Source organism: Catellatospora paridis (genome assembly GCF_009720365.1).
GTDB lineage: Bacteria > Actinomycetota > Actinomycetes > Mycobacteriales > Micromonosporaceae > Catellatospora > Catellatospora paridis.
The window spans coordinates 271,088-297,078 of record NZ_ML769318.1 but is presented as its reverse complement, the minus strand read 5'-3'; the positions used below and the strand labels follow the sequence as shown (position 1 = coordinate 297,078).

The window sequence follows — 25,991 nt, the reverse complement described above, 5'->3', positions numbered from 1 at the left end:
CTGACCGCCCCGCTCGTCCGCCGTGTGCCGGGCGGCGCGGGGCGGTTTCGTATCCGACACCACAGTGGACGGTCTTGCGGGCATGGGGCAGGATGCCGCGCATGGCTTCCGCGGAGCGCAACACCTACCTCGACCAGGTCGTGGCCCAGTCGGCACAACTCGAGCAGGACCTGCGGGTCAAGAAGGCCCCCATGGCCCAGGCCCCCGCGCCCGGCGGTGGCGGCGGCGACACCAGCAACCGGGCCCGGCGCAGTGCCGCCGAGGCGGCGACCACCCCGCCCACCGCCGTCGACGTGCGCGTCACCGGCTTCGGCCCGTGGAAGACCGTGCTGGTCCCGCCGAACGCCTTCGTGGTGCACACCCGCCGCGGCCGCGACAAGCCCCTGCACCTGGGACTGGGCACGTCCTTCCGGTACCGGTCGGCCACCGACTCCTACCTCGTGGTGCCCGGCACCATGCAGACCATCCTGCTCAACGCCTTCTGCATCTGCCGTGAGCTGCAGGGGGTGCTCGTCCAGGCATACGTCCAGTGGATCGTCCAGGACATCGCCACCGCCTACCGCAAGCTCGACTTCGGCGACGCCTCCGACCCGATGCGCCTGGTCAACCTCCAGTTGAAGGAGCAGGCCGAAGCGGCGATCAAGGACAAGGTCGCCACCATGAGCGTGCACGAGGTGCTCAGCGACAAGCAGCCCATCATCGAGGAGCTGACCGCCCGGCTGCGCGGTGTGGCCGAAGGCGCGGGCGACAGCGACACCGGCCTCGGCCTGCGCATCGTCACCGTGCAGATCAAGGAGGCCGTGGTCACCTCCGCCCGCCTCTGGGAGAACCTGCAGAAGCCGTTCCGCTCCGAGCAGGGCCAGCTCGCCCGGCTCGCCGAGCTCGGCGCCCAGGAGATCATCACCGGCCGCGAGCTGGCCTCCCAGCGCCTGGACCAGCTGCAGCGCCTGGAGAACGACCGCGAACTCGCCGACCTCAAAGCCCGCAACGCCGCCGCCGCGTTCGACCGGGACGCCGCCGAGCGGCTGCGCCGGGGCGAGCGCGAGCAGGCCGACGCCCGCGCGCTGGCCAGCCAGGCCAGCGAGACGACGTTGCACGAGCTGGAGCTGGAGCAGCAGCGGCACGCGCAGGAGACCGAGATGCGCCGGCTGCGCCTGGAACTGGAGCAGACGCTGCAGCGCCTCACCCTGGACCACGAGCTGGCCGTCGCCCGCGACCGCGCCGAGCAGCTGCACGCCGCCGCGCTGCTGGAGCTGGAGCGCGACCGGGTCAGCCAGGACATCGCCAACGGGCGCTCGCCCGAGGCCGTGCAGGCCGAGCTGATCGCGCGGCTGCCGGAGATCGTCGCCAAGCTGCCCAAGCCGGACGAGCTGCGTACGGTCAACCTGTCCGGCGCCGACGGCGGCAGCCTGTCCGGCATCGTCGCCGAGCTGGCCGCCGCGGTCACCGCGATCCGGTCGGCGGTGTCGTCACGCGAATGATCGCCTGGGTGAGCCCGTCCGACGCCGCGTTCGGCGCGGTCGCGGAGCTGTTCGACGACTACCGCGCGCACTACGGACAGCAGCGGGGATACGGCGCGACCCGGCAGTGGCTGCAGGAGCAGGCGGGCCCGCCGGGCCTGCGGATCAGCGCCGCCTTCGCCGGGGGACGCCCCTGCGGGCTGCTCACGGCGCTGGTCATGCCCGCGTCCCTGACGCTCGGCACGTTCTGGATGATCCGGGACCTGTACGTGCCACCGGAGCACCGCGGCAACGGCCACGCCCGAGCTCTGGTGGCCCATGCCGTGGCGGCGGCCCGCGCGGCGCACGCGCGCCGGATCTCCCTGCAGACCGAGCACGACAACACCGCCGCCCGCGACCTCTACCGCAGCCTCGGCTTCCACGAGGTCGACGGCTATGTCAGCTACAGCCTCACCGGCTGACCCGGCCCTCGACGTCTGGCCGCGCGCCCTGATCGCGTCGCCTGCACTTTCCGGAAAAGCGCACGAAAACAGCCTTCCCACCGTGCGCTTTCCCTAAAAGTGCCCGGTGGCTGGCCAAACGCGGAACCGCACCGGCCCGGGGTCGGGCGGGTGCGGTTCCGTGGTGTGGTTGCGGCCCGGTCAGCCGGCTTCGATGATCATGCCGGCGGCGACGGTGCGGTTGGTGGCCTCGTCGATGATGATGAACCCGCCGGTGGTGCGGTTGCGGCGGTACTCGTCGGCCATCAACGGGACCGTGGTGCGCAGCCGGATGCGGCCGATGTCGTTCAACCCGAGCTGCGCGGCGGTGTCGTCGCGGTGCAGGGTGTTGACGTCGAGCCGGTACTGCAGGCCCTTGACGATGGCGCGGGCGGTGCGGGTCGTGTGCTTGACCGTGTACTTGGCCCCGACGGTCAGCGGCTTGTCGTCCATCCAGCAGACGAGCGCCTCGATGTCCTGGGCGGGGGTGGGGGCGTTGTGCGGCCGGCAGATCATGTCACCGCGGGAGACGTCGAGCTCGTCTTCGAGCCGGACGGTCACGCTCATCGGCGGGAACGCCTCGGCGACCGGCCCGTCGGCGGTGTCGATACCGGCGATCTTCGTGGTCATGCCGGACGGCAGCACCATGACCTCGTCACCGGGCTTCAGGATGCCCGAGGCGACCTGCCCCGCGTAGCCGCGGTAGTCGGTCACGGTCGTGGACTGCGGGCGGATGACGTACTGGACCGGGAAGCGCACGTCGACGAGGTTGCGGTCGGACGCGATGTGCACGTGCTCCAGGTGGTGCAGCAGGCTCGGGCCTTCGTACCACGGCATGTTCGCCGACCGGGTGGCGATGTTGTCGCCGTTGAGCGCGCTGATCGGGATGATCGCGAGGTCGGTGATGTCGAGTTTCGCGGCGAAGCTGGTGAACTCGTCGACGATCCGGTCGTAGACGGCCTGGTCGAAGTCGACGAGGTCCATCTTGTTGACGCACAGCACGAGGTGCGGGACGCGCAGCAGGGAGCACAGGAACGCGTGCCGCCGCGACTGCTCCACGATGCCCTTGCGCGCGTCGACGAGGACCAGGGCCAGGTCCGCGGTGGAGGCGCCGGTGACCATGTTGCGGGTGTACTGGATGTGCCCGGGGGTGTCGGCGATGATGAACTTGCGCCGCGGGGTCGCGAAGTAGCGGTAGGCGACGTCGATGGTGATGCCCTGCTCGCGCTCGGCCCGCAGGCCGTCGGTCAGCAGGGCGAGGTTCGTGTACTCGTCACCACGGGCAGCCGACACGGCTTCGACCGCTTCGAGCTGGTCCTCGAACAGGCTCTTGGTGTCGTAGAGCAGCCGGCCGATCAACGTCGACTTGCCGTCGTCCACCGATCCGGCCGTGGCGAAGCGGAGCAGGTCGACCCTGCCCCCCGAACGGGCCTCGGCCACGGGCTCAGCAACAGCGGTCATCAGAAGTACCCCTCACGCTTGCGGTCTTCCATCGCCGCCTCGCTGACCTTGTCATCGCCGCGGGTCGCGCCACGCTCGGTCACCCGAGTAGCGGCGACCTCGGCGATCACCTTCTCCACCGTGTCCGCCTCGGACGCCACCGCGGCGGTCAGCGTGGCGTCACCGACCGTCCGGTAGCGGACGCGGGCCTTGAACACGTTCTCACCCGGCTTGGCCGCGATGAACTCGTTCACCGCGAACAGCATCCCGTCCCGGGACACGACCTCGCGCTCGTGGGCGTAGTAGATCGACGGCAGCGGGATCTCCTCCCGCGCGATGTAGTGCCAGATGTCCAACTCGGTCCAGTTCGACAGCGGGAACACCCGGATCGACTCACCCGGGTGATGCCGACCGTTGTAAAGGTTCCACAGCTCAGGACGCTGATTCTTCGGATCCCACTGCCCGAACTCATCCCGGAAGCTGAAGACACGCTCCTTGGCGCGGGCCTTTTCCTCGTCCCGGCGCGCGCCGCCGAACAGCGCATCGAACCGGTACTTGTCCACCGCGTCCAGCAGCACCGGCGTCTGGATCCGGTTACGCGAACCGCCGGCGGGCTCGGTCACCAGACCGCGGGCGAGCGCCTCCGGCACCGACGCGACGATCAGCTGCAGGCCGAGTTCCTCCACCCGGCGGTCGCGGTACTCCATGACCTCGGGGAAGTTGTGGCCGGTGTCGATGTGCATCACCGGGAAAGGGATCCGGCCCGGAGCGAACGCCTTCTGCGCCAGGCGCAGCATGACGATCGAATCCTTGCCACCCGAGAACAGCAGCACCGGACGCTCGAACTCCGCCACCACCTCCCGCATCACGAAGATGCTCTCGGCTTCGAGAGCGTCAAGGTGGGAGACCCGGTATGCAGCCGGCTGCTCAGACGCAGGCTGGATCATGTCCAGACCTTTCCTAGTGATTTACTCGGGAATCTAACGTACACGCGGGCGCGCTTGCCGATCAAGAAACGTCGCGCTTACCCGAATCAAGAATGCTGTGACACAGCTGACAGCAGGTCGGCGGCCAGATCGCGGCGGCAGACGAGCAGATCGGGCAGGCTCGCGTCCGACTGGTTGTAGACCAGCGGCGAGCCGTCGATGCGCGAGGTGTGCAGGCCCGCCGCGGCTGCGACGGCGACCGGGGCCGCCGAGTCCCACTCGTACTGGCCGCCGCCGTGGATGTACGCGTCGACCTCACCGGTGACCACGGCCGCGATCTTGGCACCGGCCGAGCCCATCGGCACCAGCTGCGCGCCGACCTGCGCCGCGACCGCGGCCAGGAACGCCGGGGGCCGGGTGCGGCTGGTCGCGATCCGGATCGGGCCGCCGGCGGCCACCGACGGGGACAGCGGCGGGTACGGCGCGGCCGGCACGCTGCCGAGCACGCGCTGCTGGGCGGGCAGGCCGACGGCCCCCGCCGCGAGCACACCCCCGTGCTCGCCGGTGCGCCGCCACAGCGCGACGTGCACGGCCCAGTCTGCGCGGCCCTGCTCGCCGAACTCGCGGGTGCCGTCGAGCGGGTCGATGATCCACAGCCGGTTGGCGGTAAGCCGGGCGGGGTCGTCCACGCCCTCCTCGGACAGCACCGCGTCCGCGGGACGCCAGCGGGACAGCTCGGTCATGAGCAGGTCGTGCGAACGCTTGTCGCCGGCGGCGCGCAGGCCCGCCGGGTCTTCGAAGCCGAGTTCGTCACGCAGGGCGAGCAGCAGGTCGCCGGCCTGTCGGGCCAGCCATACGGCGAACGCGCCGTCTTCCACCGGGGGCATCAATACGCTCCAGAGCTACGGGCGACGGCGGTCAGTGTACGCAGGAGGATGAGCAGGTCCATGGACATCGACCAGTTCTCGACATAGCGGAGATCCAATCGGACCGCCTCCTCCCACGGCAGGTCGGATCGCCCGGAGACCTGCCAGAGTCCTGTCATGCCGGGCTTCACCGCCAGCCTGCGCCGCACGTCGTCGGCGTATGCGGCAACCTCGCAGGGCAGCGGCGGCCGTGGCCCCACCAGCGACATCTGTCCCAGCAGCACGTTCAGCAACTGCGGCAGCTCGTCCAGCGAGTAGCGGCGCATCCAGCGGCCCATCGCGGTCACCCGCGGATCGTCCCGGATCTTGAACAGCACCCCGTCGTGCTCGTTGAGATGCCTCAGCTCGGCCAGCCGCGCTTCGGCGTCGGTATACATGGTACGGAACTTGTAGATGACGAATTCACGGCCGTCCCTGCCGACCCGCACCTGCTTGAACAGGGCCGGGCCGGGGGAGTCGATGCGCAGCGCCATCGCGATCACCAGCAGCAGCGGTGCGAACAGCACCAGCAGCAGCGCCGCTCCGGCCCGGTCCATCAGCTCCTTCACCACCCGGCTGCCGCCGGACAGCCGCGGATGTTCCACGTGCAACATCGGCAGCCCGTCCACCGGGCGGATGGTGGTGCGACCGCCGGCCACGTCGATCAGGGCGCTGGCCACGATCAGGTCGATCTCGTCGCGCTCCAGCTGCCAGGCCATCCGGCGCAGCGCGTGCCCGTCCAGCTCAGGGCAGCTGAGCACGATCACGGTGTCCGCGCCCGCGGCCCGCACCGCCGGCGCGACGTCGTCGAAGGTGCCGTACACGGGCAGGCCGACCCGGCCGTCGCTGCCGCGCGGGACGCACGCGCCGACGACCTCCAGGCCGTGGAAGCGCTCACGGCACAGCTGCCGGGTCATGCCGATGATCGCCAGTTCGTGCCCGACCACGATGGTCCGGCGCAGGCAGGAACCGCGCTCGCGCCGCCGGTGCAGCCGCTTGCGGATCAGGAAGCGGGTCAGCACCAGGGTGCCGGTGGCGGCCGGCAACGCGATGAGCACGTACGAGCGGGCGGTGGGCAGTTCCAGGGCGTACGAGCCGATCGCCGCGCTCGCGATCAGCCACAGCCCGCCGCGCATGACCCGGTCGTACTCCTGCGTGCCGACGTACAGGTAGCGCTTGTCGTAGGCCCTGGTCAGCGCCAGCGACGCGAGCAGCGCGAACGGCAGTGCCAGCGAAAGCAGGGCGTAGGTCCTGGTGTACGGGGTGATCGAGGTGCCGAAGCGCAGCATGTAGACCAGCACCCCGGCGGCCGCGCCGACAAGCAGGTCCGAGCCCAGCAGGGTGCGCAGGTAGCGCTGCTCCCAGCCCCTGCGGCGGTCCAGCTCGCGGACCGGGGTGCCGATGTGGGTGCTGCCGCGGTGCAGTGGGCGGCGTCCCGCGGCGGGCCGGTGCTGCGGCGTCTGCGGGCGCACCGCGACCAGGCCGACCGGCGCGGGGCTGAACGGCGCGGGTCCGGCGGGCGTGGGGGTCGCGGTGTAGGACAGCGCCCCGGAGGCGTCGATGTGCCGGTGGCGTTGCGGGTAGGGCCGCGGGCCGCGCCGATCGTCGCCTCGGCGCTGCTCCATGGAATCCCCCCGTCACGACCCGGCAACACCTGCGGCCTGCAGAAATCGGGCAGGGAAGGTGCGCCTGACGGTTACAACGCGAGAATGGGGCAAATGTGACGGCGGCGAACTGTCGGGGATCAGGCGGTGTGGTACGTCAGCTGGGCCGCGGCCAGACCGCTCTTCACGATCGCCTCCACCGCGTCCGCAGCCCGGTCCACCAGGAACTCCAGCTCCTTGCGCTCCACCGCGGAGAAGTCCGACAGCACGTAGTCCGCCGGGTCCTGGCGGCCGGGCGGGCGGCCCACGCCGAACCGCACCCGCAGGTACTCCTTGGTGGCCAGCGACTTGGTCATCGAGCGAAGCCCGTTGTGGCCGCCCTCGCCGCCGCCGACCTTCAGCCGCAGCTGCCCGTACGGGATGTCCAGCTCGTCGTGCACGGCGATGATCTGCTCCGGCGGCACCTTGTAGAACTGGCTCAGCGCCGCGGCGGGACCGCCGGACAGGTTCATGTAGGTCAGCGGCTTCACCAGGACCAGCCGCGGCGCGTCCACGCCGAACCCGAGCCGGGCCTCGGCGACGTCGGCGACGGCCTTGCGGTGTCGGCCGAACTTCGCGCCGGTGCGCTCGGCGAGCAGGTCGGCGATGAAGAACCCGACGTTGTGCCGGTTGCCGGCGTACTGCGGTCCCGGATTGCCCAGGCCGACGATCAGCCACGGTGCGGCCTGCTCCATCAACACTCCCCTGAATACGCTCGTGGCGCCCTTCACGCTCTCACAGCATGAAGGACGCCACGGTCTAACGCTAAAGCGATCAGGCCTGGGCGGACACGGTCTCGGCCTCGGCCTCGACGGCCTCCGGCGCCTCGGCGGTCTCGCCCTCCATCTGCTCGGCGGTCGGGGCCGCGTTCACCACGGCGACCATGGTGTCGGCGTCGACGGCCAGCTGGGTGCCCTTCGGCAGCTTGAGGTCGCCGGCGGTGATGTGCGAGCCGGCCTCGAGGCCCTCGATGGAAGCCTCGATGAACTCCGGCAGGTGCAGCGCCTCGGCGATGACCGAGATCTTGTCGTGCTCGTGCATGACCAGCGTGCCCTTGGCGGCCTCGCCGACCAGGTGCACCGGCACGTCGACGGTGACCTGCTCGCCGCGCTTCACGATGAGCATGTCGATGTGCTCGAAGGTGTCCTTCAGCGGGTCGCGCTGAATGGCCTTCGGCAGCGCCAGGGTCTTGGTGCCGTCGGGGCCGACGAGCTCGAAGACGGTGTTGATGCCACCGTGGCGGATGGCGGCGGCGAACTCACGGGCCGGCACGGCGATGTGGCGCGGGGCCTCACCGTGACCGTAGATGACGGCGGGCACGAGGCCCGCGCGGCGGGTGCGACGCGCGCCACCCTTGCCGAACTCGGTACGCGGCTCGGCGCTGATCTTAACTTCAGACACGATTCATCTCCTGCTCAACGGGTCTCTGTCAGGCCGAGCGAACGAGGGCGCGCGGGGTAACCATGACCCGGAGCACCGCGTCGATCACGGCGCCATCAACAGGCTTTTCGACCCGCAGGGCACCCTCGCCGTGGCAACCCGATTACTGTACCCGATCACTTTCGGTGATCCCCGCCGGGGCAGCCCATGTCACCCCAGCTCCGCCCACACTCACACCCATCGCGCCCCCACCGGCCCACCGACGCGCGCGGCGGGTCCCCACCCCTGCCCCCGCATAGACGTTGGCCTATCTGGATGAGAAATTCGCGATCGAACTCATCCAGATAGGCCAACGTTTATGTAAAGCGGGGTGCGGCGCGGCGGCCGCGTGGCGGTGTCAGCCGAGCGGGTCGGCTCGTCAGCTGAGGCCGCCGAACAGGGTGGTGACGGAGCCGTCGTCGAAGACCTCGCGGATCGCGCGGGCCAGCAGCGGGGCGATGGAGAGCACGGTCAGCTTGTCGAACTGCTTGTCCGAGCCCAGCGGCAGCGTGTTGGTGACGATGACCTCGCTGATGCGGCTGTTCTTCAGGCGCTCGGTGGCGGGGTCGGAGTGCACGGCATGGGTGGTCGTCACGATGACGTCCGCGGCGCCGTTGTCGAACAGGATGTCCGCGGCCTTGCAGATCGTGCCCGCGGTGTCGATCATGTCGTCGACCAGGATGCAGGTGCGCCCGGCGACCTCGCCGATGACCCGGTTCGCGACCACCTGGTTGGGCTTGAGCGGGTCGCGGGTCTTGTGGATGAACGCCAGCGGACAGCCGCCCAGGCGGTCGGTCCAGCGCTCGCCGACGCGCACCCGGCCCGAGTCCGGCGACACCACGGTCAGCTCGCGGTGGCCGTAGTTGGCCTGTACGTAGTCGGCCAGGATGTCCATCGCGAACAGGTGGTCGACCGGTCCGTCGAAGAAGCCCTGGATCTGCGCGGTGTGCAGGTCGACGGTCAGGATGCGGTTCGCGCCGGCGGTCTTGAGCAGGTCCGCGATGAGGCGGGCGGAGATCGGCTCGCGGCCGCGGTGCTTCTTGTCCTGGCGGGCGTACGGGTAGAACGGCAGCACCACGGTGATGCGCTTGGCCGAGCCGCGCTTCGCCGCGTCGATCATCAGCAGCGTTTCCATGATCCAGTTGTTCACCGGCTGGGTCATGGACTGGACGATGAAGGCGTCCGAACCGCGGACGGACTCCTTGTAACGGACAAACGTCTCACCGCTGGCGAAGTCATACGCCGTCGTCGGGGTCACCCCCACGCCCAGCACCTCGCCGATCTCCTTCGCGAGCTCGGGGTAGGCCCGGCCCGAGAAGAGCATCAGGTTCTTGCGGTTCTCAGTGACGATGCTGCCCATCGGCTTGCCGCCCCTTCACGATGGTCTGCGGTCAGTATCACCTTTTCGGTTCATCCTCTCCCGGCGGTTCGCCAACCAGCCAGCAAGGCCGTTCCTGGGTGCGACAGATCACGGACAGACCGCTTGCCTCGGAGTTCACGCAGCTGACACCAGGGTGCCTTGCCCGCTCCCGCGGGCGGGCGCTACCTTCGTTAGGCACAAGTGTCCGCACAGAGAGGCTGCACTCGATGGCCCGGGACCGGTCCGGAGAACCGACGCTCGTTCAGCGCCGGATCCTCCTGCTGCTCGCCGCAGGTTTCACCGTGCAGACGATCACCAAGCTGGTCTTCCTCAGCGAGCGCGCCGTGCACGACCACATCGCCAACCTCAAGCAGGCCACGGGCGCGAAGAACCAGTTCTCCCTCGGAGCCGAGGCCGCCAAGCGCGGCTGGCTAGAGGGCGAGGACGAGCAGCCCGACCGCCGCTGACCGGCCCACCCCGTACACGAAAAAGGCGCGACCCCTGGGGGCCGCGCCTTTGAAGTTTCGTCAGCCCTCTTCGGAGGCTGTCTGTTCCGCCCGTTCGGCCGCCTCGGCGGCCGCGCTGCCCGGACGGGACCGGCGCACCCAGCCCTCGATGTTGCGCTGGTGCGCCCGCGCCACCGCGAGCGCGCCCGGCGGCACATCCTTGTCGATCACCGAACCGGCCGCCGTGTACGCGCCGTCGCCGATCTGCACCGGCGCCACGAACGTGGTGTCGCAGCTCGTCTTCACGTGCGAGCCGATCACGGTGTGGCTCTTGGTGCTGCCGCTGTAGTTCGCGAACAGGTTGCCCGCGCCGATGTTGGTCTGCTCGCCGATCGTCGCGTCGCCCACGTACGTCAGGTGCGGCACCTTGGTGCCCTCGCCCAGCGACGCGTTCTTGATCTCGACGAACGTGCCGACCTTGCCCTTGCGGCCGATACGCGCCCCGGGCCGCAGGTACGCGTACGGCCCCACGGTCACGTTCGGGCCGATCTCGGCCTGCACCGCGTGTGCGCGCACCACCTGGGCCTGCTCGCCCACCACGGTGTCGACCAGCGTCACGTCCGGGCCCACCACGGCGCCCTCGCCCACGCTCGTCGCCCCGCGCAGCTGTACGTTCGGCTCCAGCAGGGCGTCGCGCTCCACCGTCACGGTGGCGTCGACCCAGGTCGTGGCCGGGTCGACGATGGTCACCCCGGAGCGCATCAGCCCGAGGTTGATCCGGTCGCGCAGCAGCGCCCGCAGCGACGCCAGCTCGGCCCGGTCGTTGCAGCCCAGCGTCTCGGACGCGTCGGCGGCCAGGTGCACCCGCACCGGCGAGCCCTGCGTCACGAACAGCTCGAAGACGTCGGTGAGGTACTCCTCGCCCTGGTCGTTGTCGCTGGTCAGCTTCGCCAGCGCGGTCCGCAGCGCGGCCGCGTCGAAGGCGTAGATGCCCGCGTTGATCTCGCGGATCGCGCGCTGCTCCGGCGTCGCGTCGCGCTCCTCGACGATGCGGGCCAGCCCGCCGTCGGCGTCGCGGACCAGCCGGCCCAGGCCGGTCGGGTCGGGCACCGACGCGCCCAGCACGGTCGCCGCCGCGCCCGCCGACTCGTGTGCCTCGACCAGGTCCTGCAGCGTCTGCGCCCGCAGCAGCGGCACGTCGCCGTTGAGCACCACCACGGTGCCGTCCAGCTCGCCGAGCGCCTCGACGGCGATGCGCACCGCGTGGCCGGTGCCGTTCTGCTGCGCCTGGAGCGCGGTGCTCACGTCCGGCGCGATCTCGGCGAGGTGCGCGGTGACCTGGTCCGCGCGGTTGCCGACGACGGCCAGGGTGCGCTGCGCGCCCAGCGGGGCGGCGGCGGCGAGCACGTGGCCCACCAGGGAGCGGCCGAGTAGCGGATGCAGCATCTTCGGCAAGTCCGACTTCATCCGCTTACCCTCGCCCGCCGCGAGAACGATCACCGTACGAGTCACGAGCTGCCTAACGTCGATCCGAACACATAACTAAAGCTCGGCTGCCAGGGCTCGAACCTGGAAAGCGCGCTCCAAAGGCGCGAGTGTTGCCAATTACACCACAGCCGATCGGGTCGCCTGACAGCTTAGCGCCTACCCCGCCTGGTCGGTCGCCCACTTCCGGGGGGCCCGCGGCGCAGGCAGTTGGTGTGCCGGAAGGCCTTCCCGACCAGGGGCTCGGCAAATTCCCAGCGGACGACTCTGTCAAACTACGGTCCCGTAGGTTACGGTGTCGTAGGTATCCCAAACCGTGCCTTCCACCCAGCTCCAGCGAGGTGCCATGACCACGACAGCCATCGACACGCCTACCGGCACCGCGCCTGCGCGCGGTCAGCGGCCGCTGACCGAGGGAGCCCAGTCCAAGGGCACCTTGATCGGGCTCTGGGCCTTCGTGGTCCTGCCGTTCCTGGCGCTGTTCGCGGTCGTGCCGGTCGCCTGGGGTGGCTGGCTGAACGTCACCGACGTGGTCATCTTCGCGGTGATGTACGTGGTGACCGGCCTGGGCATCACCGTCGGCTACCACCGCTACCTGACGCACAGCTCGTTCAAGGCCACCCGCTGGCTGCGCGTGACGCTGGCGGTCTCGGGTGCGATGGCCGTGCAGGGCTCGCCGACCCAGTGGGTCGCCGACCACCGCCGCCACCACCAGTACTCCGACCTCGAGGACGACCCGCACTCGCCGTGGCGTTTCGGCAACTCCTTCAAGGGTCTGACCAAGGGCATGTTCCACGCCCACGTGGGCTGGCTGTTCGCCCGCGAGCTGTCCAACCGCGCCCGGTTCGCGCCGGACCTGCTGGCCGACAAGGACATCGCCAAGGTCGACAAGCTGTTCGGCCTGCTGTCGCTGACCACCGCGTTCGCGCCGGCCGTCGTCGGCGGCCTGGTGACCTGGTCGTGGCAGGGCGCGCTGACCGCGTTCTTCTGGGCCGGCCTGGTCCGCATCGGCCTGCTGCACCACGTCACCTGGGCCATCAACTCGGTCTGCCACGTGTACGGCGAGCGCCCGTTCGAGATGCGCGAGGGTGACAAGGCCTCGAACTTCTGGCCGCTGGCGATCCTGTCGTTCGGCGAGAGCTGGCACAACCTGCACCACTCGGACCCGACCTGCGCCCGCCACGGCGTCATGCGCGGCCAGATCGACATCTCGGCCCGGGTCATCTGGTTCTTCGAGAAGTTCGGCTGGGCCACGAACGTCAAGTGGCCCAAGGTCGACCGGCTCCAGGCGAAGATGATCGACCGCGACGCCGAGCTCAAGCTGGCCCGGTGACCGTCGACACGACCGGCGGACCACCTTCGCAAGTGGGGACTCCCGGCGGTTCGCCTGAACGGCGAGCCGCCGAGGACTCCCCACCAGCGCCCCCCTCGTCCTCCTGGCAGGATGGGGGCGTGGCAGACGAACCCCGTGAGGCCCGGCCGGCCCGGCAGGCTGCCGCCCCGAAGACCGGCTCACGGGTGCGGATGAGCTTCTCCCAGCGCCGCGAGCAGCTGATCGCCGTAGGACGGCAGCTGTTCGCCGAGCGCGGTTTCGACGCGACCTCGATCGAGGAGATCGCCTCCCGCGCCAAGGTCTCCAAGCCTGTGGTCTACGAGCACTTCGGCGGCAAGGAAGGCCTGTACGCCGTCGTGGTGGACCGCGAGGTCACCTCGCTGCTGAACCGGGTCACCTCCGCGCTGACCGCGGGGCACCCGCGTGAGCTGCTGGAGCAGGCGGCGCTGGCGCTGCTGGACTACATCGAGGAGGAGACCAACGGCTTCCGCGTGCTGGTGCGCGAGTCGCCGGTGATGTCCTCGCAGGGCAACTTCTCCTCGGTGCTCAACGATGTCGCGCACCAGGTCGAGCACATCCTGGGCGCGGAGTTCAAGACGCGGGGCTACGACCCGAAGCTGGCGGAGCTGTACTCGCAGGCGCTGGTGGGCATGGTGGCGCTGGCCGGCCGCTGGTGGTTGGAGGTGCGCAAGCCGCGCAAGGAGACGGTGGCCGCGCACCTGGTCAACCTGTGCTGGAACGGGCTGTCGCATCTGGAGCCCAAGCCCACCCTGCTGACCCGCAAGGGCGTCAAGTAACCCTTACCTGTTGGCGTGGGGTTTGACGGCGAACTTGTCGCCGGGGCGGGTGCTGTGGCGCAGGACCTCTTCGGCGATGGATTCGGCCGGTGTGCCGACCTTGCCGTACATCCCGGCGATCAGCATGATCGTGCCGAGGATGAACGAGACCACGCAGGTGGAGATCTCGAAGTTGAGCTTGTTCGCCGAGGTCTGCATGACCGTCAACATGATCAATCCGGCCAGCATGAAGACCGCGCCGCCGAAGATGTTGATGAAGTGGTCGATGTTGCGGCCGACGATGGCGCCGCCGAGCACGATCGCGCCGACGATGATGGACAGCCAGGCGAACGCGGGGTTGGTCTTCAGCCCGAGCGCTTCGGTGTCGGTGCGGGCGAAGAACGGTTCACCGGCGGTGCGGATCGCGCCGACGATGCCGAACGTCAGCAGGTACGCACCCGACAGTCCCGCCAGGAAGCGCCACTGGGGCCTTAGTCGGTGATTGACCGGTAGATGCATAGGCCCAGTGTCCCGCCGGGAGTGTCCCGGCGGGACCGATTCGCGGCAAATCAGGCCGCGCCGACGCGGTGCTTCTCCTCCGCGGCGGCCTTCGCGACCGAGCCGACCTTGACGTACATCCCGGCGGTGAACAGGACCGAGCCGATGAGGTACGAGACGATGCAGGTCGCCATCGTGAAGTTGAGCACGTTCGAGTCGGTGTGCATCAGCGCCAGCATCGCGGTGCCCACGATCATGAAGCCGACGCCGACCCACATGTCGACGAAACGGTCCAGGTTGCGGCCGACCAGCGTGGCCAACAGCACCGCGACACCGGCGGCGATGCTCGCGTACGAGAAGGCGGGGTTGGTCTTCAGGCCGAGCGCGCTGGCCTCGCCCTGGTAGAACAGCGGCTCGCCCTGGCTGTCGAGGTAGCCGAGCACCCCGAACGCCAGCACGAACAGCCCGGCGAGCAGGGCCAGCCCGCGGTAGAGCGGGCGCAGGGAGTGGTTGACGGGCATGTGGGAAGCCATGTCGCAGCTCCGACGGGTACGAGGGGTCAGGGGATGCGTGAGGCTATCAGGCCTCCCCTGACCCGCTACCCGCCAGTGCGGCAGCTATTCGGAGATCAGCTCCGCGAGGTTGAGCCACTCGTCTTCGAGCAGCCCGCGCTCGTCGTGCAGGGCCTTGAGGCTCGCGTCCAGCTCGGCGATCTTCGCGAAGTCGGTGGCGTGCTCGGCCATCTGCGCGTGCACCTTGGCCACCCGCTGGTCGAGCTTGTCGATCTGCCGCTCGACCCGCGAGACCTCCTTCTTCGCGGCACGCACCTCGGCGGCGCTCGGCCCGCCGGTGCGCTCGGCCTTCAGCTCCTTGACCGACCCGGCTGAAGCCCCGCCGACCTGCGCGGCCTCGTGGTCGACACGCTGGAGGTACTCGTCGACGCCGCCCGGCAGGTGCCGGATCTTGGCATCGCCGAACAGGCCGTACACCTTGTCGCAGACGCGCTCGACCAGGTAGCGGTCGTGGCTGGCCACGACCATCGTGCCGGGCCAGGTGTCGAGCAGGTCCTCCAGCGAGGCCAGCGTGTCGGTGTCCAGGTCGTTGGTGGGCTCGTCGAGGATCAGCACGTTCGGCTCGCCCGCGAGCAGGCGCAGCATCTGCAGCCGGCGGCGCTCGCCACCGGACAGGTCCGACACCGGGGTCCACACCCGGCGGTCGGTGAAGCCGAACACCTCGGCCAGCTGCGACGCCGACAGCTCCCGGTCGCCGAGCTTGACCCGCCGGGCCACCTGCTCGACGGCCTCCAGCAGCCGCAGCTCACCGGGCAGCTCCGCCAGCTCCTGCGACAGGAACGCGGGGCGCACCGTCTGGCCGGCCCGGAAACCGGCCGCCTCGGTGACCCCGGCCAGCAGCCGCAACAGCGTCGACTTGCCCGCGCCGTTCGCGCCGAGCAGCGCGATCCGGTCGCCGGGGCCGACGTGCCAGGTCACGTCGTCGAGGATCAGCTTCGGCCCGGCGTACAAAGTGACGTTCTCCAGGTCGTAGACCTGGCGGCCGAGGCGGGCGGTGGCCAGCTTGGCCAGGGTGACCTGGTCGCGGGCCTCGGGCACGTCGGCGATGAGCGCGTTGGCGGCGTCGATGCGGAACTTCGGCTTCGAGGTGCGGGCCGGCGGGCCGCGGCGCAGCCAGGCGATCTCCTTGCGGAGCAGGTTCTGGCGGCGGGACTCGGTCACCGCGGCGACCCGCTCCCGCTCGGCGCGGGCCAGGATCCATGCGGCGAAGCCGCCGTCGTACGCCCGCACCTGCTGGTCGGCGACCTCCCAGATGTGGTTGCAGACCGCGTCCAGGAACCACCGGTCGTGGGTGACCACGACCAGCGCGCCGCGCAGGCTCTCGTTGAGGTAGCGGGCCAGCCAGTTGACGCCCGCGATGTCGAGGTGGTTGGTGGGCTCGTCGAGGATCAGCAGGTCGGTCGGGCGCACCAGCAGCGCGGCGAGCGCGATGCGCCGCCGCTCGCCACCGGACATCGGCCCCACCGGCTGGTCCAACCCGAGACCGGGCATGCCCAGGCCGTCGAGGATGTTGCGCACGCCGGAGTCGCCGGCCCACTCGTGCTCGGCCTCGAATGCGGCGGGCAGCCAGGCGTCGCCCAGCACCACGTCGCGCACGGTCAGGTCCGGGGCCAGGTCCAGCGCCTGCGGCAGCGCGGACACGCGCAGGTCGCGACGGTGGGTGACGCGCCCGGAATCGGGGTCCTCGGCCTTGGTCAGCATCCGCAGCAGGGTCGACTTGCCCGCGCCGTTGAGGCCGACCACGCCGATCCGGTCGGCGTCGTCGAGACCCAGGGAGACGTCGGTGAGCAGGGGACCGGTCGGGCCGTAGCCCTTGCCGACCCGGTCCAGATTGATGATATTGGCCATGGTGAGGTCAGCCTATCCGGGCGCCGTGCACGGCTCCGTACGCCTGCTGCACCCCGCGGCACAGTCCCGAGTCGCGCAGCGCCTGGGCGAGGTCCGCGCCGTGGGCCTCGTCACGTGCCAGGAAGACACAGGTCGGGCCGCTGCCGGAGACCAGGCTGGCGAGCGCGCCCGCCTTGTCGCCCACGTCGAGCGTGTCGGCCAGCGCGGGCCGCAGGGACAGCGCGGCCGCCTGCAGGTCGTTGCCGAGCGCCGCGCCGAGCACCGCCGGATCCCGCTGGCGCAGTGCACTGAGCAGGTCGTCGCTGCTGTTCAGCGGGGCGGGCGCGGTGCCCGCGGCGCGCATCCGGTCCAGCTCGCCGTAGACCTGGGGGGTGGACAGGCCGCCGTCGGCGAACGCCACCACCCAGTGCCACCGGTTGGCGCGGGCCAGCACCGGGCTGACCGCCTCGCCGTGGCCGGTGCCCAGCGCGGTGCCGCCGTACAGCAGGAACGGCACGTCGGAGCCGAGCGTGGCGGCGATCCGGGCCAGGTCGTCGCGGCCGAGCCCGGTGCCCCACAGCGCGTCCAGCGCGACCAGGGTCGCGGCGGCGTCGGCGGAACCGCCGGCCAGGCCGCCCGCGAGCGGGATCGTCTTGCGCAGGTGCAGCCGCGCGTGGGCGGGCACCTTGGCGGTCGCGGCCAGCGCGTGCGCAGCCCGGATCACCAGGTTGCTGTCGTCGAGCTCCAGCTCGCCGACGCCCTCGCCCTGCATGGTCAGGCTGAGCGTGTCCCCGGCCCGCGCGGTGACCTCGTCGTACACGGAGATGGCGTGGTAGACGGTGTGCAGCTCGTGGTAGCCGTCGGACCGCAGCGGGCCGACCCCGAGGTGCAGGTTGATCTTCGCGGGCACTCTCACCCGGACCGGTCCTGACAAGGCTCCCGCCAGGTCGTCGTCGCCGTCGCCGAGTGTCCACGCCTCTGTCACGCCGACCAGCGTACTGGCCCGGCCCGGATCACCCGGCGGCGCAGCACCCCGCTCCCACACCCCCTGCCCACCACCCGGCGAGGCTGTCCCCCGACCTCGCCTTATGTAGACGTTGGCCTATCTGATCGAGTTTCCGTAGATCGAACTCGATCAGATAGGCCAGTGCCTATTCACAGGCGGCGGCCAAGGCCGCGAAGGCGTGCACGTCGAGCTGCTCGCCACGGGCCGACGGGTCGATGCCGGCCTTGCGGAGCAGCGCCTCCGCCGCCGGCGCGCTGCCCGCCCAGCCGGCCAGCGCGGCCCGCAGCGTCTTGCGCCGCTGCGCGAACGCCGCGTCGACCACCGCGAACACCGCTTCCCGGCTGACGTCGTCGCGGGGCGGCTCGCGCCGAGTGAACGAGACCAGGCCCGAGTCCACGTTGGGCACCGGCCAGAACACGGCGGGCGGCACCTTGCCCGCCTGGCGCGACGAGGCGTACCAGGCAAGCTTCACCGACGGGATGCCGTAGATCTTGCTGCCGGGCGCGGCGGTGAGCCGGTCGGCGACCTCCTTCTGCACCATGACCAGCCCGTGCCGGATGCCCGGCAGCTCGGCCAGCAGGTGCAGCACCACCGGCACCGCGACGTTGTACGGCAGGTTCGCCACCAGCGCCGTGGGCGGCGGATCGAACTCCGCCGCGGTGACCCGCATGGCGTCGCCATTGTGGATGGTGAGCCGGTCGGCGAGGCCCGGAGCGCGCTCCGCGGCGGTCGCGCCGAGCGCCGCGGCCAGCGGCGGGTCGATCTCCACCGCGTGCACGTGCGCCGCGAACGGGAGCAGGCCCAGCGTCAGCGAGCCCAGGCCGGGGCCGACCTCGACGGCCACGTCCGCCGGGTCGAGTTCGGCGGCGGCCACGATACGCCGGATGGTGTTGGGGTCGTGCAGGAAGTTCTGCCCGAGCTTCTTGGTCGGCGCGACGCCGAGCCGCGCGGCCAGCTCCCGGATCTCCGCCGGGCCGAGCAGTCTTGCCTGTTCAACGGTCACGCCATCAGGCTATCGGCCGCGCCCGGCGCCGGCGCGGCGCGTGTGTGCGCCGCGGCCGTCACCCGCCCTGGCGGCGCGGGCGCACCGTCATCCGCAGGCCGCCCTTGGGCCGGATGGTCGCCTGGCCGGACAGCTGCACCCGCTGGTCGGAGACCGGCTCCAGGGTGACCCGGGGCACCAGGGTCGCCAGCACCAGCGCGATCTCGGCCTCGGCGAAGCGGTTGCCGACGCAGATCCGCGGGCCGTCGCCGAACGGCAGGTACGCCTCGCGCGAGATCTCCACCCCGGGCGCGAACCGCTCGGGCCGGAACTCCTCCGGATCGGGCCAGTACGCCGGATCGGTGTGGATCACATATGGGCTGAAGAACAGGATCTGTCCCGCCTTGACGGTGTGCCCGCCGAGAGACGTGTCGGCGACCGGGGTGCGGTCGAACAGCCAGCCCGGCGGCCAGCGCCGCAGCGTCTCCTTCACCACCTGCCCGAGGTAGGGCAGCTGCGGCAGGTCGGCCATGGTGGCGGGGCGTTCGCCGAGCACCTCGGCGACCTCGGCGCGCAGCTTCTCCGCGATCTCCGGATGCCGGCCCAGCTCGTAGAACGCCCAGGTCAGCGCGGTCGCGCTGGTTTCGTGTCCGGCGAAGAACATGGTCAGCAGCTCGTCGCGGATCTCGGTGTCGGTCAGCGCGGGCCCGCCCTCCGGGTCCGTCGCGTTGATCAGCATCGACAGCAGGTCGCCGCCGTCGCCACCGCGTTCGCGGCGTCGCCTGATCAGCTCGTACGAGATCCGGTCCATGCGGGCCACGCTGGCCTTGCGCCAGCGGTGGGTCGTCGTGGGCAGCCAGCCGGGCAGCAGCCCGAAGGACAGCAGGTACGCGTTGAGCGAGTTGACGAAGTCGTGCACCGCGGCGAAGACCTCGTCGCCGTCGTCGTCCACGGTGAACAGCGACGTGCCGACGATGCGCAGCGTCAGCTGCGTCATCTCCTCGACGACCTCGATGCGCTGCCCGTCGGCCCAGGAGCCGAGCAGGCGCTGCGACTCGCCGACCATGATCTCGCCGTACCGCGCGATGCGCTGGGTGTGCAGGCTCGGCAGCACCAAGCGGCGGTGCCGGCGGTTCTCGACGCCCTCGCGGGTGAGCAGGCCGTCGCCGACGTGGCCCTGCAGCAGCCGGGTGGTGCGCCACGACTTGGCGAACTCCTGCGGCCGTTTGACCAGCATCTCGTGCACCAGCAGCGGATCGGCGACGAGCAGCATGGACAGCGGGCCCATCCGCACCCGGCTCACCGGCCCCATGGTGCGGGCCGTGCGCTGCAGGAAGCCCGGCATGTCGCGGTTCATCTCGCGCAGGTTGCCGAGCAGCGGCAGGCCGGGCGGGGAGGGGATGGTCTCCGTCGTCACATCGACGAGGTTAGACGTGCCCGGCGACACCTACCAGGGGGACTTCTTCGTCCAAGCGGCGGACGACCGCTCACCAGGGCCCGAAGACGCGATCTCCGTTGTCCGAGATCGCGTGGCACATCTCGGCCAGCGGCATGCCCTTGGCCTCGGCGAGCGCCCGCACGGTCAGCGGGATCAGGTAGGACGCGTTGGGCCGCCCACGGTGCGGCATCGGCGTCAGGTAGGGCGCGTCCGTCTCGACCAGGATCTGCTCCGGCGGGGTCAGCGCGGCCGCCGCGCGCAGTTGCGGGGCGTTCTTGAAGGTCACCGTGCCGGCGAAGGACAGCACGAAGCCGCGCCGCACACACTCGGCGGCGAACGCCTCGTCGCCGGAGAAACAGTGCATCACCACGGTCCCGGGTGCGCCCTCGTCGTCGAGCACCCGCAGGATGTCGGCGTGGGCGTCGCGGTCGTGGATGACGAGCGGCTTGCCGACCCGCTTGGCCAGCGCGATGTGGGCGCGGAAGCTGCGCTCCTGCGGCTTCAACCCTTCTTCCTTCGTACGGAAGAAGTCCAGCCCCGTCTCGCCGATGCCGCGCACCCGCGGGTCCTCGGCCAGCTCCGCGATCTCGGCCAGTGCGGCGTCCAGGTCGGACAGCCGGGGGGCCTCGTTGGGGTGCAGCGCCACGGTGGCGACGACGGCCGCATGCTCGGCGGCGCAGGCCACGCCCCAGCGTGAGGAGGCCACGTCGACGCCCACCTGCACCAGCCGGTTCACGCCGACCTTCGCGGCGGCGTCGATCTGGGTGACCGGGTCGCCGCCGTCCTGGGCGACGATGTCGAGGTGGGTGTGGCTGTCCAGCACGGGATGGGGCAGTGCCTCCGGAGCGGGCGGGAAGGACTCCCAGCGGCGTTCGGCGGCCCGCGCGGCGCGATCGTTCGTCACCCGGCCATGATCCCACCTGCGCCGGCCGACGATGCGGTCGGTGAGCAAGCCGTCCCGCTGCGAGGTCGATCACCCCGCGCGCGGCCGTCTGTTCAGTCGGTGTTCATCTGCGGGGCACGCGCGGGCATTAGCGTCAGAGCCCGTGACGACCGTCAATGACACCGACCGCGGCACGGTTCTCGTGGACGGCCGCGCCTACGCCGCGGACGCGATCGCCGGTGGCGCCGCCTACGAGCTGTTCAGCGAGACGCCCGCGCCGGGCTTCCTGCGGATGGACAACCCCACCCGGTGGGCGTATCACCGGTTCGTGCCGGCCGCCGAGGTCGCCGCGGGCGCGCTGGAGCTGGCCGCGACGCACCCGGAGTCACCGCTGTGCGCGCCGCTGTCGCGTGCCGTGAGCTGGGAGCACGTGCACCGGCTGAGCCAGCGCCCGCCGCGTGACCGGCAGGCCGCCGAGCTGGTCGGCACCGTACGGGCCAGCGCCACCGTGCGCCGGGGCACCCGGATGGTCATGCCGCTGAACCCCACCAGTGTGACCGCGCTGCTGCGCGGCCGCCTGCCGCACGGTTTCTGCTACCGCGAATGGGACCTCGCCCACCTGCGCACCCCTGCCGACCTGGCGGTGCTGGGCGCGGGTGGCACCGGCACCCAGGATCCGGCCGACGAGATCGCCTACCTGCTGCGTTGGCGCGCCGTCGACCCGCGTGACTACATGCCGTCGGCCGGGGACGTGGTGGCCGGGCTGGTGGCGATGCCGCCGCACGACCGGGTCGGCGCGGCGGTGCTCGGCACCGGGTTCGCGCCGAGCAGCAGCGAGCTGATCCCCGAGTGGATCACCGCGGACTTCGCCGACCTGCCCCTGCCCGCACACGCCGCGCTGGTCGCGTACGTGCCGGACGGCACCGAGATCGTGCTCTACACCTTCCAGCCCGAGCAGCGGGGCTGGCTGCGCCTGGTCGGCCCGCAGTGGCGGCGGCTGCTGCACCCGCTCCGCGAGATCAGCGCGGACCAGGAGTACCTGCCGATCCCCCGCACCGAGACCGTGTTCAGCCGGCTGATCGGCACGTTCCGCGGCGAGGAGTACGAGGCCGTCGCCGACCCGCCGGAGGAGTTCCGGGTGCTGGCGATGAGCCGGGCCGCCCGCTACCCGGTCGAGTCGCTGCTGCGGCGCACCCGCTACGCGCACTGGCGCGGCGCGCCCTGCACCGTGCTCGGGGCCGACAGCACCTGGGTCCGGCTGCGCCTGTGCCGCCCCGACCCGACGAATGTGGCCGCGCTCGGCGCGCAGTGCTACGAACGGGGCGTGTACGAGGCCTGGGCGCCGGCGACCGAGGTCACCGACGCCCAGGACGTCGACATCCGCTACCCGCTCTAGCTCTCCAGCCGGGCCAGCTCCTCGTCCACGATGGACGGGTCCAGCTTCTTGAACACCGGCGTCGGCGCGCTCAGCGGCGTGCCGGCGCGCAGCTCACGCGGCTCCCACTTCGCGCCGACGGTGTAGTCGCCGGTCAGCACCGGGTAGCCGGGCCCGCCGTCGAGATCGGACACCTCGACGATCTCGGGCATCGGCGCGTGCACGCCCTGGCCGCCGAGCAACTCGTGGATCTTCTGCGCGGCGTGCGGCAGGAACGGCGTGAGCAGCGTGTTGCAGTCGGTGATCGCCTGCAGCGCGGTGTGCAGGATGGTGGCCAGCCGGGGCCGGTCCTCCTCCGCCTTGATCTTCCACGGCGACTGGTCGGACAGGTACTTGTTGGCCTCGCCGACGATGCGCATCGCCTCGTTGATCGCGGCCTTCTGCTTGTGGTTGCCCAGCAGCCCACCGATCGTGGCGAAGCCGCCGCGCACCGTCTCCAGCAGCGCGGTGTCCTCCGCGGTGAGATCACTGGCCATCGGCACGGCGCCGAAGTTCTTCACCGCCATCGAGACGGTGCGGTTGACCAGGTTGCCCCAGCCCGCGACCAGCTCGTCGTTGTTGCGGCGCAGGAACTCGGCCCAGGTGAAGTCGGTGTCGGTGGTCTCCGGTCCGGCCACCGCGATGTAGTAGCGCAGCGCGTCGGCGTCGTAGCGCTCCAGGAAGTCGCGCACGTAGATGACGACCCGGCGCGAGGACGAGAACTTGCGGCCTTCCATGGTCAGGTACTCGCTGGACACCACCTCGGTGGGCAGGCCCAGCTCGCCGAGCTCGCCCGGCTTGCCGCCCCTGTCGCCCTTGCCGTCGTAGCCGAGCAGGATCGCCGGCCAGATCAGCGAGTGGAAGACGATGTTGTCCTTGCCCATGAAGTAGTACGACAGGCCGTCCTCGGACTGCCACCACTTGCGCCACGCCTCCGGGTCGCCCGAACGGCGCGCCCACTCGATCGAGGCCGACAGGTAGCCGATGACCGCGTCGAACCAGACGTAGAAGCGCTTGGTGTCCCAGCCCTCCTTCGGGATGGGCACACCCCAGTCCAGGTCCCGGGTGATCGCGCGGGGCCGCAGGTCGGCCACCAGGTTCTTGGAGAAGCGCAGCACGTTGGGCCGCCAGCCCTCGCGGGTGTCGAGCCATGAGCCCAGCGCGTCCGCGAACGCGGACAGGTCCAGGAAGTAGTGCTCCGAGTCGACGAACACCGGCGTCTCGCCGTTGATCTTCGACTTGGGGTCGATCAGGTCGATCGGGTCCAGCTGGTTGCCGCAGTTGTCGCACTGGTCGCCGCGGGCGCTGGTGTAGCCGCAGATCGGGCAGGTGCCCTCGATGTACCGGTCGGGCAGGCCGCGGCCGGTCGACGGGGAGATCGCGGCCTGGGTGGTCTTCGCGATCACGTACCCGTTTTCGAACAGGGCGGTGAACAGCTCCTGCACCACGGCGTAGTGGTTGCGGGTGGTGGTCCGGGTGAACAGGTCGTAGGCGAGGCCCAGCCCGTGCAGATCCTCGACGATCATGCGGTTGTACTTGTCGACCGCCTCCCGGGGCGTGATGCCCTCGGCGTCGGCCTGCACCTGGATCGGCGTGCCGTGCTCGTCGGTGCCCGACACCATGAGCACGTCGTGGCCTGCCATGCGCATGTACCGGCTGAAGACGTCGGAGGGCACTCCGAAACCGGAGACATGACCGATGTGGCGGGGGCCGTTCGCATAAGGCCAGGCGACCGCGGCGAGAACGTGACTCATGACTAACCAGCGTAGTGAAGGCCGCCGCTGGCCCATGCACCGGTTGTCACCTCGTACGACACGCCCGGCAAATCCCCTTGTCAGGTGTCCGACTGGAGTGAAATGACCAGGTATGAGGGATAACGTGGACAGCCTCGCGCACGATGAACCCACCCAGCGGGTCGAGCCCGGCGCGGCCCCCGCCCGCGACGAGGCCCACCCCTCCCGGCCCGTCCGGTCCGGCACGCTGGTCGCCCCGCCGCCGCCCGGCCTGGTGGCGCTGCCCGCACCGGCCGACACCGACACCCCGTGGCGCCGCCCAGGCGACCAGGCGTCACCACCGCGCGTGTCAAACGACCACACATCACCGCAGCCCGTCGCGGGTATACCGACGTCGCCGCAGCCCGTCGTGGGCGTCCCGGCGTCCCCGCAGCCCGTCACGAACGTCCCCGCGTCGCCGCAGCCCGTCACGAACGTCCCCGCGTCCCCGCAGCCCGTCACGAACGTCCCCGCGTCCCCGCAGCCCGTCACGAACGCGCCGGAGTCGCCGCAGCCTGCGCCGGAGGAACTCGAACCACGGCAGGTCGCGCCCGAAGCGACCGACGCCGGGCAGACCGACCCGCACGAGCACACCGTGCACGAATCCGCTGCGCCCCGGCCCGCGGCACCGGACGCGGCACCGCCGCGGCAGGCCGAGCCCGACCCGGCGCGGTCGCAGGCCGCCGCACCAGACGCGGCACCGCAGCCCGCCGAGTCCGGCCCGCTGCCCGACGGCTTGGCCTCGGACGGCGGGGCGTCGCTGCGGTCCGGCGACGCCGGGACAGCGGACCTCGACGAAGACCCGGCCGCCGACCCGGAGCCCGAGCACACGTCGGGGCGCGCGAATCCCGCCTGGCTCGGCGAGCCGACCGGCCACTTCGACCTCGACCTGCCAGAGCTCGACGGCAGGAACCCGTCCTGGCTCGGCGAGCCCACTCGCCGCCACGACCCCGACGAACCGTTCGACCAGTACGCGCTGCCCGACGACGCGTCCCAGGCCGCCACGACCCCGGCACCGGAGCGGCCCGCGACGGCACCCGGCCAGGTGCGCGGGGCACGCAACGCCGTCACGGTGGATCTGGCGGACCCGGACGGCGGTCACGCCGAACCTCCGGACAGCGACAGCGGACTCCCCGCTCCCGGTACCGCCGCCGCCTCCGCTTCTACGACGCTCGCATCGCCGCCCGCAGCGCACCGGCCGACGGGGGAAGCGCCGCACGCGCAGGCTCCCGGGATCTCCGCGCCGACCGAGGCGTTCACCATGCCCGTGCAGGAGGTCCCGCGAGAGAGCTGGATCGACCCTCGGCTGCACGGCGGCCGCCGACGGCAGGAGTCCGCCCCGGCGCGCAAGCGGGCGAAGCGGCCCCGCCCACCGCGGCGGGCCGGTGTCGCGATGCCGCTGCTGATCCTGTTCGGGCTGGTCGCCGCCTTCTTCAGCTGGGTCAGCGCGGAGCCGCTGTGGCTCGCGGTGGGTCACGGCAAGACCGGCACGCTGACGGTCACCAGCTGCGCGGGCAGCGGGCTCCTGCAGCGCTGCGTGGGCGAGTTCGCCACCCCGGCCCGCGACTTCACGGCCGACGCGGTCAGCGTGCTCGGCCCGCCCGGGCAGGCCGAGGGCCTGAGCGCCCCGGCGCGCATGGTCGGGGCCGGCAGCCACCGGGCGTACGTCACCAACGGCACCGGCGGCCTGCACCTGCGCTGGATGGTGGGGCTGTCGATCGTGCTGTTCTGCTCGATCTGCATCGTCTTCGCCACCGGCGCCCTGCGCCTGCCCGAGCGCCACGAACGCCTCGCCGCCCTCGGCCTCTCCTTCGCCGGCCCCCTCCTCATCACGATCGGCTTCCTCGCCGCCACCTTCTGACCCGCCCCGATACGGCACGCGCTTCACGGTTCTGCCCTTGATAGACGTTGGCCTATCTGGATGAGT

At 71.0% G+C, this 25,991-nt stretch carries 23 protein-coding genes and 1 tRNA gene; 7 read left to right on the top strand and 17 right to left on the bottom strand.

Translation table 11 applies throughout. The annotated features are described in order from the left end of the window. Window positions 1-101: 101 nt before the first annotated feature. Window positions 102-1,481 (top strand): SPFH domain-containing protein, encoded by a 1,380-nt coding sequence (locus F9C41_RS21055; protein ID WP_155388532.1) that lies wholly within the window; start codon window positions 102-104, stop codon window positions 1,479-1,481. Between the two features lie 8 nt (window positions 1,482-1,489). Beyond that, window positions 1,490-1,921, top strand: a complete 432-nt coding sequence (locus tag F9C41_RS21050) for a GNAT family N-acetyltransferase (protein WP_196279866.1) — start codon at window positions 1,490-1,492, stop codon at window positions 1,919-1,921. Window positions 1,922-2,101: 180 nt separating this feature from the next. Here F9C41_RS21050 and F9C41_RS21045 read toward each other — a convergent pair whose 3' ends face one another. The 7 genes from F9C41_RS21045 to F9C41_RS21015 all read right to left on the bottom strand — a co-directional run bounded on the left by F9C41_RS21045 (window position 2,102) and on the right by F9C41_RS21015 (window position 9,632). Then, window positions 2,102-3,400, bottom strand: coding sequence for a sulfate adenylyltransferase subunit 1 (locus tag F9C41_RS21045; RefSeq protein WP_155388530.1), 1,299 nt, complete (start codon window positions 3,398-3,400; stop codon window positions 2,102-2,104). Continuing rightward, window positions 3,400-4,326 carry a sulfate adenylyltransferase subunit CysD gene (gene cysD, locus F9C41_RS21040; protein ID WP_155388529.1) on the bottom strand — a complete coding sequence of 309 codons (927 nt, stop codon included), beginning with the start codon at window positions 4,324-4,326 and terminating at the stop codon, window positions 3,400-3,402. Before cysD ends, F9C41_RS21045 begins: the two co-directional genes overlap by 1 nt. Window positions 4,327-4,412: 86 nt before the next feature. Beyond that, window positions 4,413-5,192, bottom strand: coding sequence for a 3'(2'),5'-bisphosphate nucleotidase CysQ (locus F9C41_RS21035; protein ID WP_155388528.1), 780 nt, complete (start codon window positions 5,190-5,192; stop codon window positions 4,413-4,415). Then, on the bottom strand, window positions 5,192-6,835 hold the full coding sequence (locus tag F9C41_RS21030) for a sugar transferase (RefSeq protein WP_155388527.1): 1,644 nt from the start codon (window positions 6,833-6,835) through the stop codon (window positions 5,192-5,194). The genes F9C41_RS21035 and F9C41_RS21030 overlap by 1 nt, the downstream gene beginning before the upstream one ends. Window positions 6,836-6,954: 119 nt before the next feature. Next, on the bottom strand, window positions 6,955-7,551 hold the full coding sequence (pth, locus tag F9C41_RS21025) for an aminoacyl-tRNA hydrolase (RefSeq protein ID WP_155388588.1): 597 nt from the start codon (window positions 7,549-7,551) through the stop codon (window positions 6,955-6,957). A 76-nt stretch (window positions 7,552-7,627) separates the two neighbouring features. Then, on the bottom strand, window positions 7,628-8,254 hold the full coding sequence (locus F9C41_RS21020) for a 50S ribosomal protein L25/general stress protein Ctc (protein ID WP_155388526.1): 627 nt from the start codon (window positions 8,252-8,254) through the stop codon (window positions 7,628-7,630). Between the two features lie 397 nt (window positions 8,255-8,651). Next, window positions 8,652-9,632, bottom strand: a complete 981-nt coding sequence (locus F9C41_RS21015; protein WP_144122138.1) for a ribose-phosphate diphosphokinase — start codon at window positions 9,630-9,632, stop codon at window positions 8,652-8,654. A gap of 227 nt (window positions 9,633-9,859) precedes the next feature. On the opposite strand from F9C41_RS21015, the gene F9C41_RS21010 reads away from it, so the two are divergent. Further along, window positions 9,860-10,099, top strand: a complete 240-nt coding sequence (locus F9C41_RS21010; RefSeq protein ID WP_155388525.1) for a LuxR C-terminal-related transcriptional regulator — start codon at window positions 9,860-9,862, stop codon at window positions 10,097-10,099. A gap of 60 nt (window positions 10,100-10,159) precedes the next feature. Here F9C41_RS21010 and glmU read toward each other — a convergent pair whose 3' ends face one another. Both glmU and F9C41_RS21000 read right to left on the bottom strand, forming a co-directional pair. Beyond that, window positions 10,160-11,590: a bifunctional UDP-N-acetylglucosamine diphosphorylase/glucosamine-1-phosphate N-acetyltransferase GlmU gene (glmU, locus tag F9C41_RS21005; RefSeq protein ID WP_330164777.1), complete on the bottom strand. Its 1,431-nt coding sequence runs from the start codon at window positions 11,588-11,590 to the stop codon at window positions 10,160-10,162. A gap of 36 nt (window positions 11,591-11,626) precedes the next feature. Continuing rightward, window positions 11,627-11,698 (bottom strand) — tRNA-Gln (locus F9C41_RS21000). 211 nt (window positions 11,699-11,909) lie between these two features. Between F9C41_RS21000 and F9C41_RS20995 the strand changes: the two genes are divergently transcribed. Further along, the gene (locus F9C41_RS20995) at window positions 11,910-12,896 is read left to right on the top strand and encodes an acyl-CoA desaturase (RefSeq protein WP_155388524.1); all 987 of its coding nucleotides are present in this window, start codon (window positions 11,910-11,912) and stop codon (window positions 12,894-12,896) included. Window positions 12,897-13,087: 191 nt separating this feature from the next. Next, window positions 13,088-13,693, top strand: a complete 606-nt coding sequence (locus tag F9C41_RS20990) for a TetR/AcrR family transcriptional regulator (protein ID WP_230689833.1) — start codon at window positions 13,088-13,090, stop codon at window positions 13,691-13,693. A gap of 3 nt (window positions 13,694-13,696) precedes the next feature. Here the strand turns inward: F9C41_RS20990 and F9C41_RS20985 are convergent, their stop codons facing one another. The 7 genes from F9C41_RS20985 to F9C41_RS20955 all read right to left on the bottom strand — a co-directional run bounded on the left by F9C41_RS20985 (window position 13,697) and on the right by F9C41_RS20955 (window position 20,899). Next, complete coding sequence (locus F9C41_RS20985) at window positions 13,697-14,191, bottom strand: DUF4383 domain-containing protein (protein ID WP_155388522.1); 495 nt, start codon at window positions 14,189-14,191, stop codon at window positions 13,697-13,699. Window positions 14,192-14,241: 50 nt separating this feature from the next. Further along, on the bottom strand, window positions 14,242-14,703 hold the full coding sequence (locus F9C41_RS20980; RefSeq protein WP_155388521.1) for a DUF4383 domain-containing protein: 462 nt from the start codon (window positions 14,701-14,703) through the stop codon (window positions 14,242-14,244). An 84-nt stretch (window positions 14,704-14,787) separates the two neighbouring features. Then, entirely contained in the window at window positions 14,788-16,590 is a 1,803-nt protein-coding gene (locus F9C41_RS20975; RefSeq protein WP_155388520.1) for an ABC-F family ATP-binding cassette domain-containing protein, read from the bottom strand. Window positions 16,591-16,597: 7 nt separating this feature from the next. Then, window positions 16,598-17,554 (bottom strand): 4-(cytidine 5'-diphospho)-2-C-methyl-D-erythritol kinase, encoded by a 957-nt coding sequence (locus F9C41_RS20970; RefSeq protein ID WP_155388519.1) that lies wholly within the window; start codon window positions 17,552-17,554, stop codon window positions 16,598-16,600. 166 nt (window positions 17,555-17,720) lie between these two features. Further along, window positions 17,721-18,578, bottom strand: coding sequence for a 16S rRNA (adenine(1518)-N(6)/adenine(1519)-N(6))-dimethyltransferase RsmA (rsmA, locus tag F9C41_RS20965; RefSeq protein WP_230689809.1), 858 nt, complete (start codon window positions 18,576-18,578; stop codon window positions 17,721-17,723). A gap of 58 nt (window positions 18,579-18,636) precedes the next feature. Then, the gene (locus F9C41_RS20960; protein WP_155388518.1) at window positions 18,637-19,974 is read right to left on the bottom strand and encodes a cytochrome P450; all 1,338 of its coding nucleotides are present in this window, start codon (window positions 19,972-19,974) and stop codon (window positions 18,637-18,639) included. A gap of 70 nt (window positions 19,975-20,044) precedes the next feature. Beyond that, window positions 20,045-20,899, bottom strand: a complete 855-nt coding sequence (locus tag F9C41_RS20955) for a TatD family hydrolase (RefSeq protein ID WP_155388517.1) — start codon at window positions 20,897-20,899, stop codon at window positions 20,045-20,047. Between the two features lie 142 nt (window positions 20,900-21,041). On the opposite strand from F9C41_RS20955, the gene F9C41_RS40750 reads away from it, so the two are divergent. Then, entirely contained in the window at window positions 21,042-22,274 is a 1,233-nt protein-coding gene (locus F9C41_RS40750) for a hypothetical protein (protein ID WP_230689808.1), read from the top strand. On the opposite strand, the gene metG is transcribed toward F9C41_RS40750, so the two are convergent. Next, the gene (gene metG, locus F9C41_RS20945; RefSeq protein ID WP_155388516.1) at window positions 22,271-24,046 is read right to left on the bottom strand and encodes a methionine--tRNA ligase; all 1,776 of its coding nucleotides are present in this window, start codon (window positions 24,044-24,046) and stop codon (window positions 22,271-22,273) included. The two genes, F9C41_RS40750 and metG, sit on opposite strands and share 4 nt — an antisense overlap. Before the next feature lie 112 nt (window positions 24,047-24,158). Here metG and F9C41_RS20940 point away from each other — a divergent pair, with 112 nt between their 5' ends. After that, window positions 24,159-25,925: a hypothetical protein gene (locus F9C41_RS20940; protein WP_230689807.1), complete on the top strand. Its 1,767-nt coding sequence runs from the start codon at window positions 24,159-24,161 to the stop codon at window positions 25,923-25,925. Window positions 25,926-25,991 lie beyond the last annotated feature (66 nt).

Bases quoted from the DNA above. Each gene is read 5' to 3' on its own strand.
- F9C41_RS21035 (WP_155388528.1), bottom strand. From the start codon at position 5,192: ATGCCCCCGGTGGAAGACGGCGCGTTCGCCGTATGGCTGGCCCGACAG.
- F9C41_RS20985 (WP_155388522.1), bottom strand. From the start codon at position 14,191: ATGCATCTACCGGTCAATCACCGACTAAGGCCCCAGTGGCGCTTCCTG.
- F9C41_RS21045 (WP_155388530.1), bottom strand. From the start codon at position 3,400: ATGACCGCTGTTGCTGAGCCCGTGGCCGAGGCCCGTTCGGGGGGCAGG.
- F9C41_RS21015 (WP_144122138.1), bottom strand. From the start codon at position 9,632: ATGGGCAGCATCGTCACTGAGAACCGCAAGAACCTGATGCTCTTCTCG.
- F9C41_RS21055 (WP_155388532.1), top strand. From the start codon at position 102: ATGGCTTCCGCGGAGCGCAACACCTACCTCGACCAGGTCGTGGCCCAG.
- metG (WP_155388516.1), bottom strand. From the start codon at position 24,046: ATGAGTCACGTTCTCGCCGCGGTCGCCTGGCCTTATGCGAACGGCCCC.
- F9C41_RS20940 (WP_230689807.1), top strand. From the start codon at position 24,159: ATGAGGGATAACGTGGACAGCCTCGCGCACGATGAACCCACCCAGCGG.
- cysD (WP_155388529.1), bottom strand. From the start codon at position 4,326: ATGATCCAGCCTGCGTCTGAGCAGCCGGCTGCATACCGGGTCTCCCAC.
- F9C41_RS21030 (WP_155388527.1), bottom strand. From the start codon at position 6,835: ATGGAGCAGCGCCGAGGCGACGATCGGCGCGGCCCGCGGCCCTACCCG.
- F9C41_RS20975 (WP_155388520.1), bottom strand. From the start codon at position 16,590: ATGGCCAATATCATCAATCTGGACCGGGTCGGCAAGGGCTACGGCCCG.
- F9C41_RS21010 (WP_155388525.1), top strand. From the start codon at position 9,860: ATGGCCCGGGACCGGTCCGGAGAACCGACGCTCGTTCAGCGCCGGATC.
- F9C41_RS20990 (WP_230689833.1), top strand. From the start codon at position 13,088: ATGAGCTTCTCCCAGCGCCGCGAGCAGCTGATCGCCGTAGGACGGCAG.
- F9C41_RS20980 (WP_155388521.1), bottom strand. From the start codon at position 14,703: ATGGCTTCCCACATGCCCGTCAACCACTCCCTGCGCCCGCTCTACCGC.
- F9C41_RS20995 (WP_155388524.1), top strand. From the start codon at position 11,910: ATGACCACGACAGCCATCGACACGCCTACCGGCACCGCGCCTGCGCGC.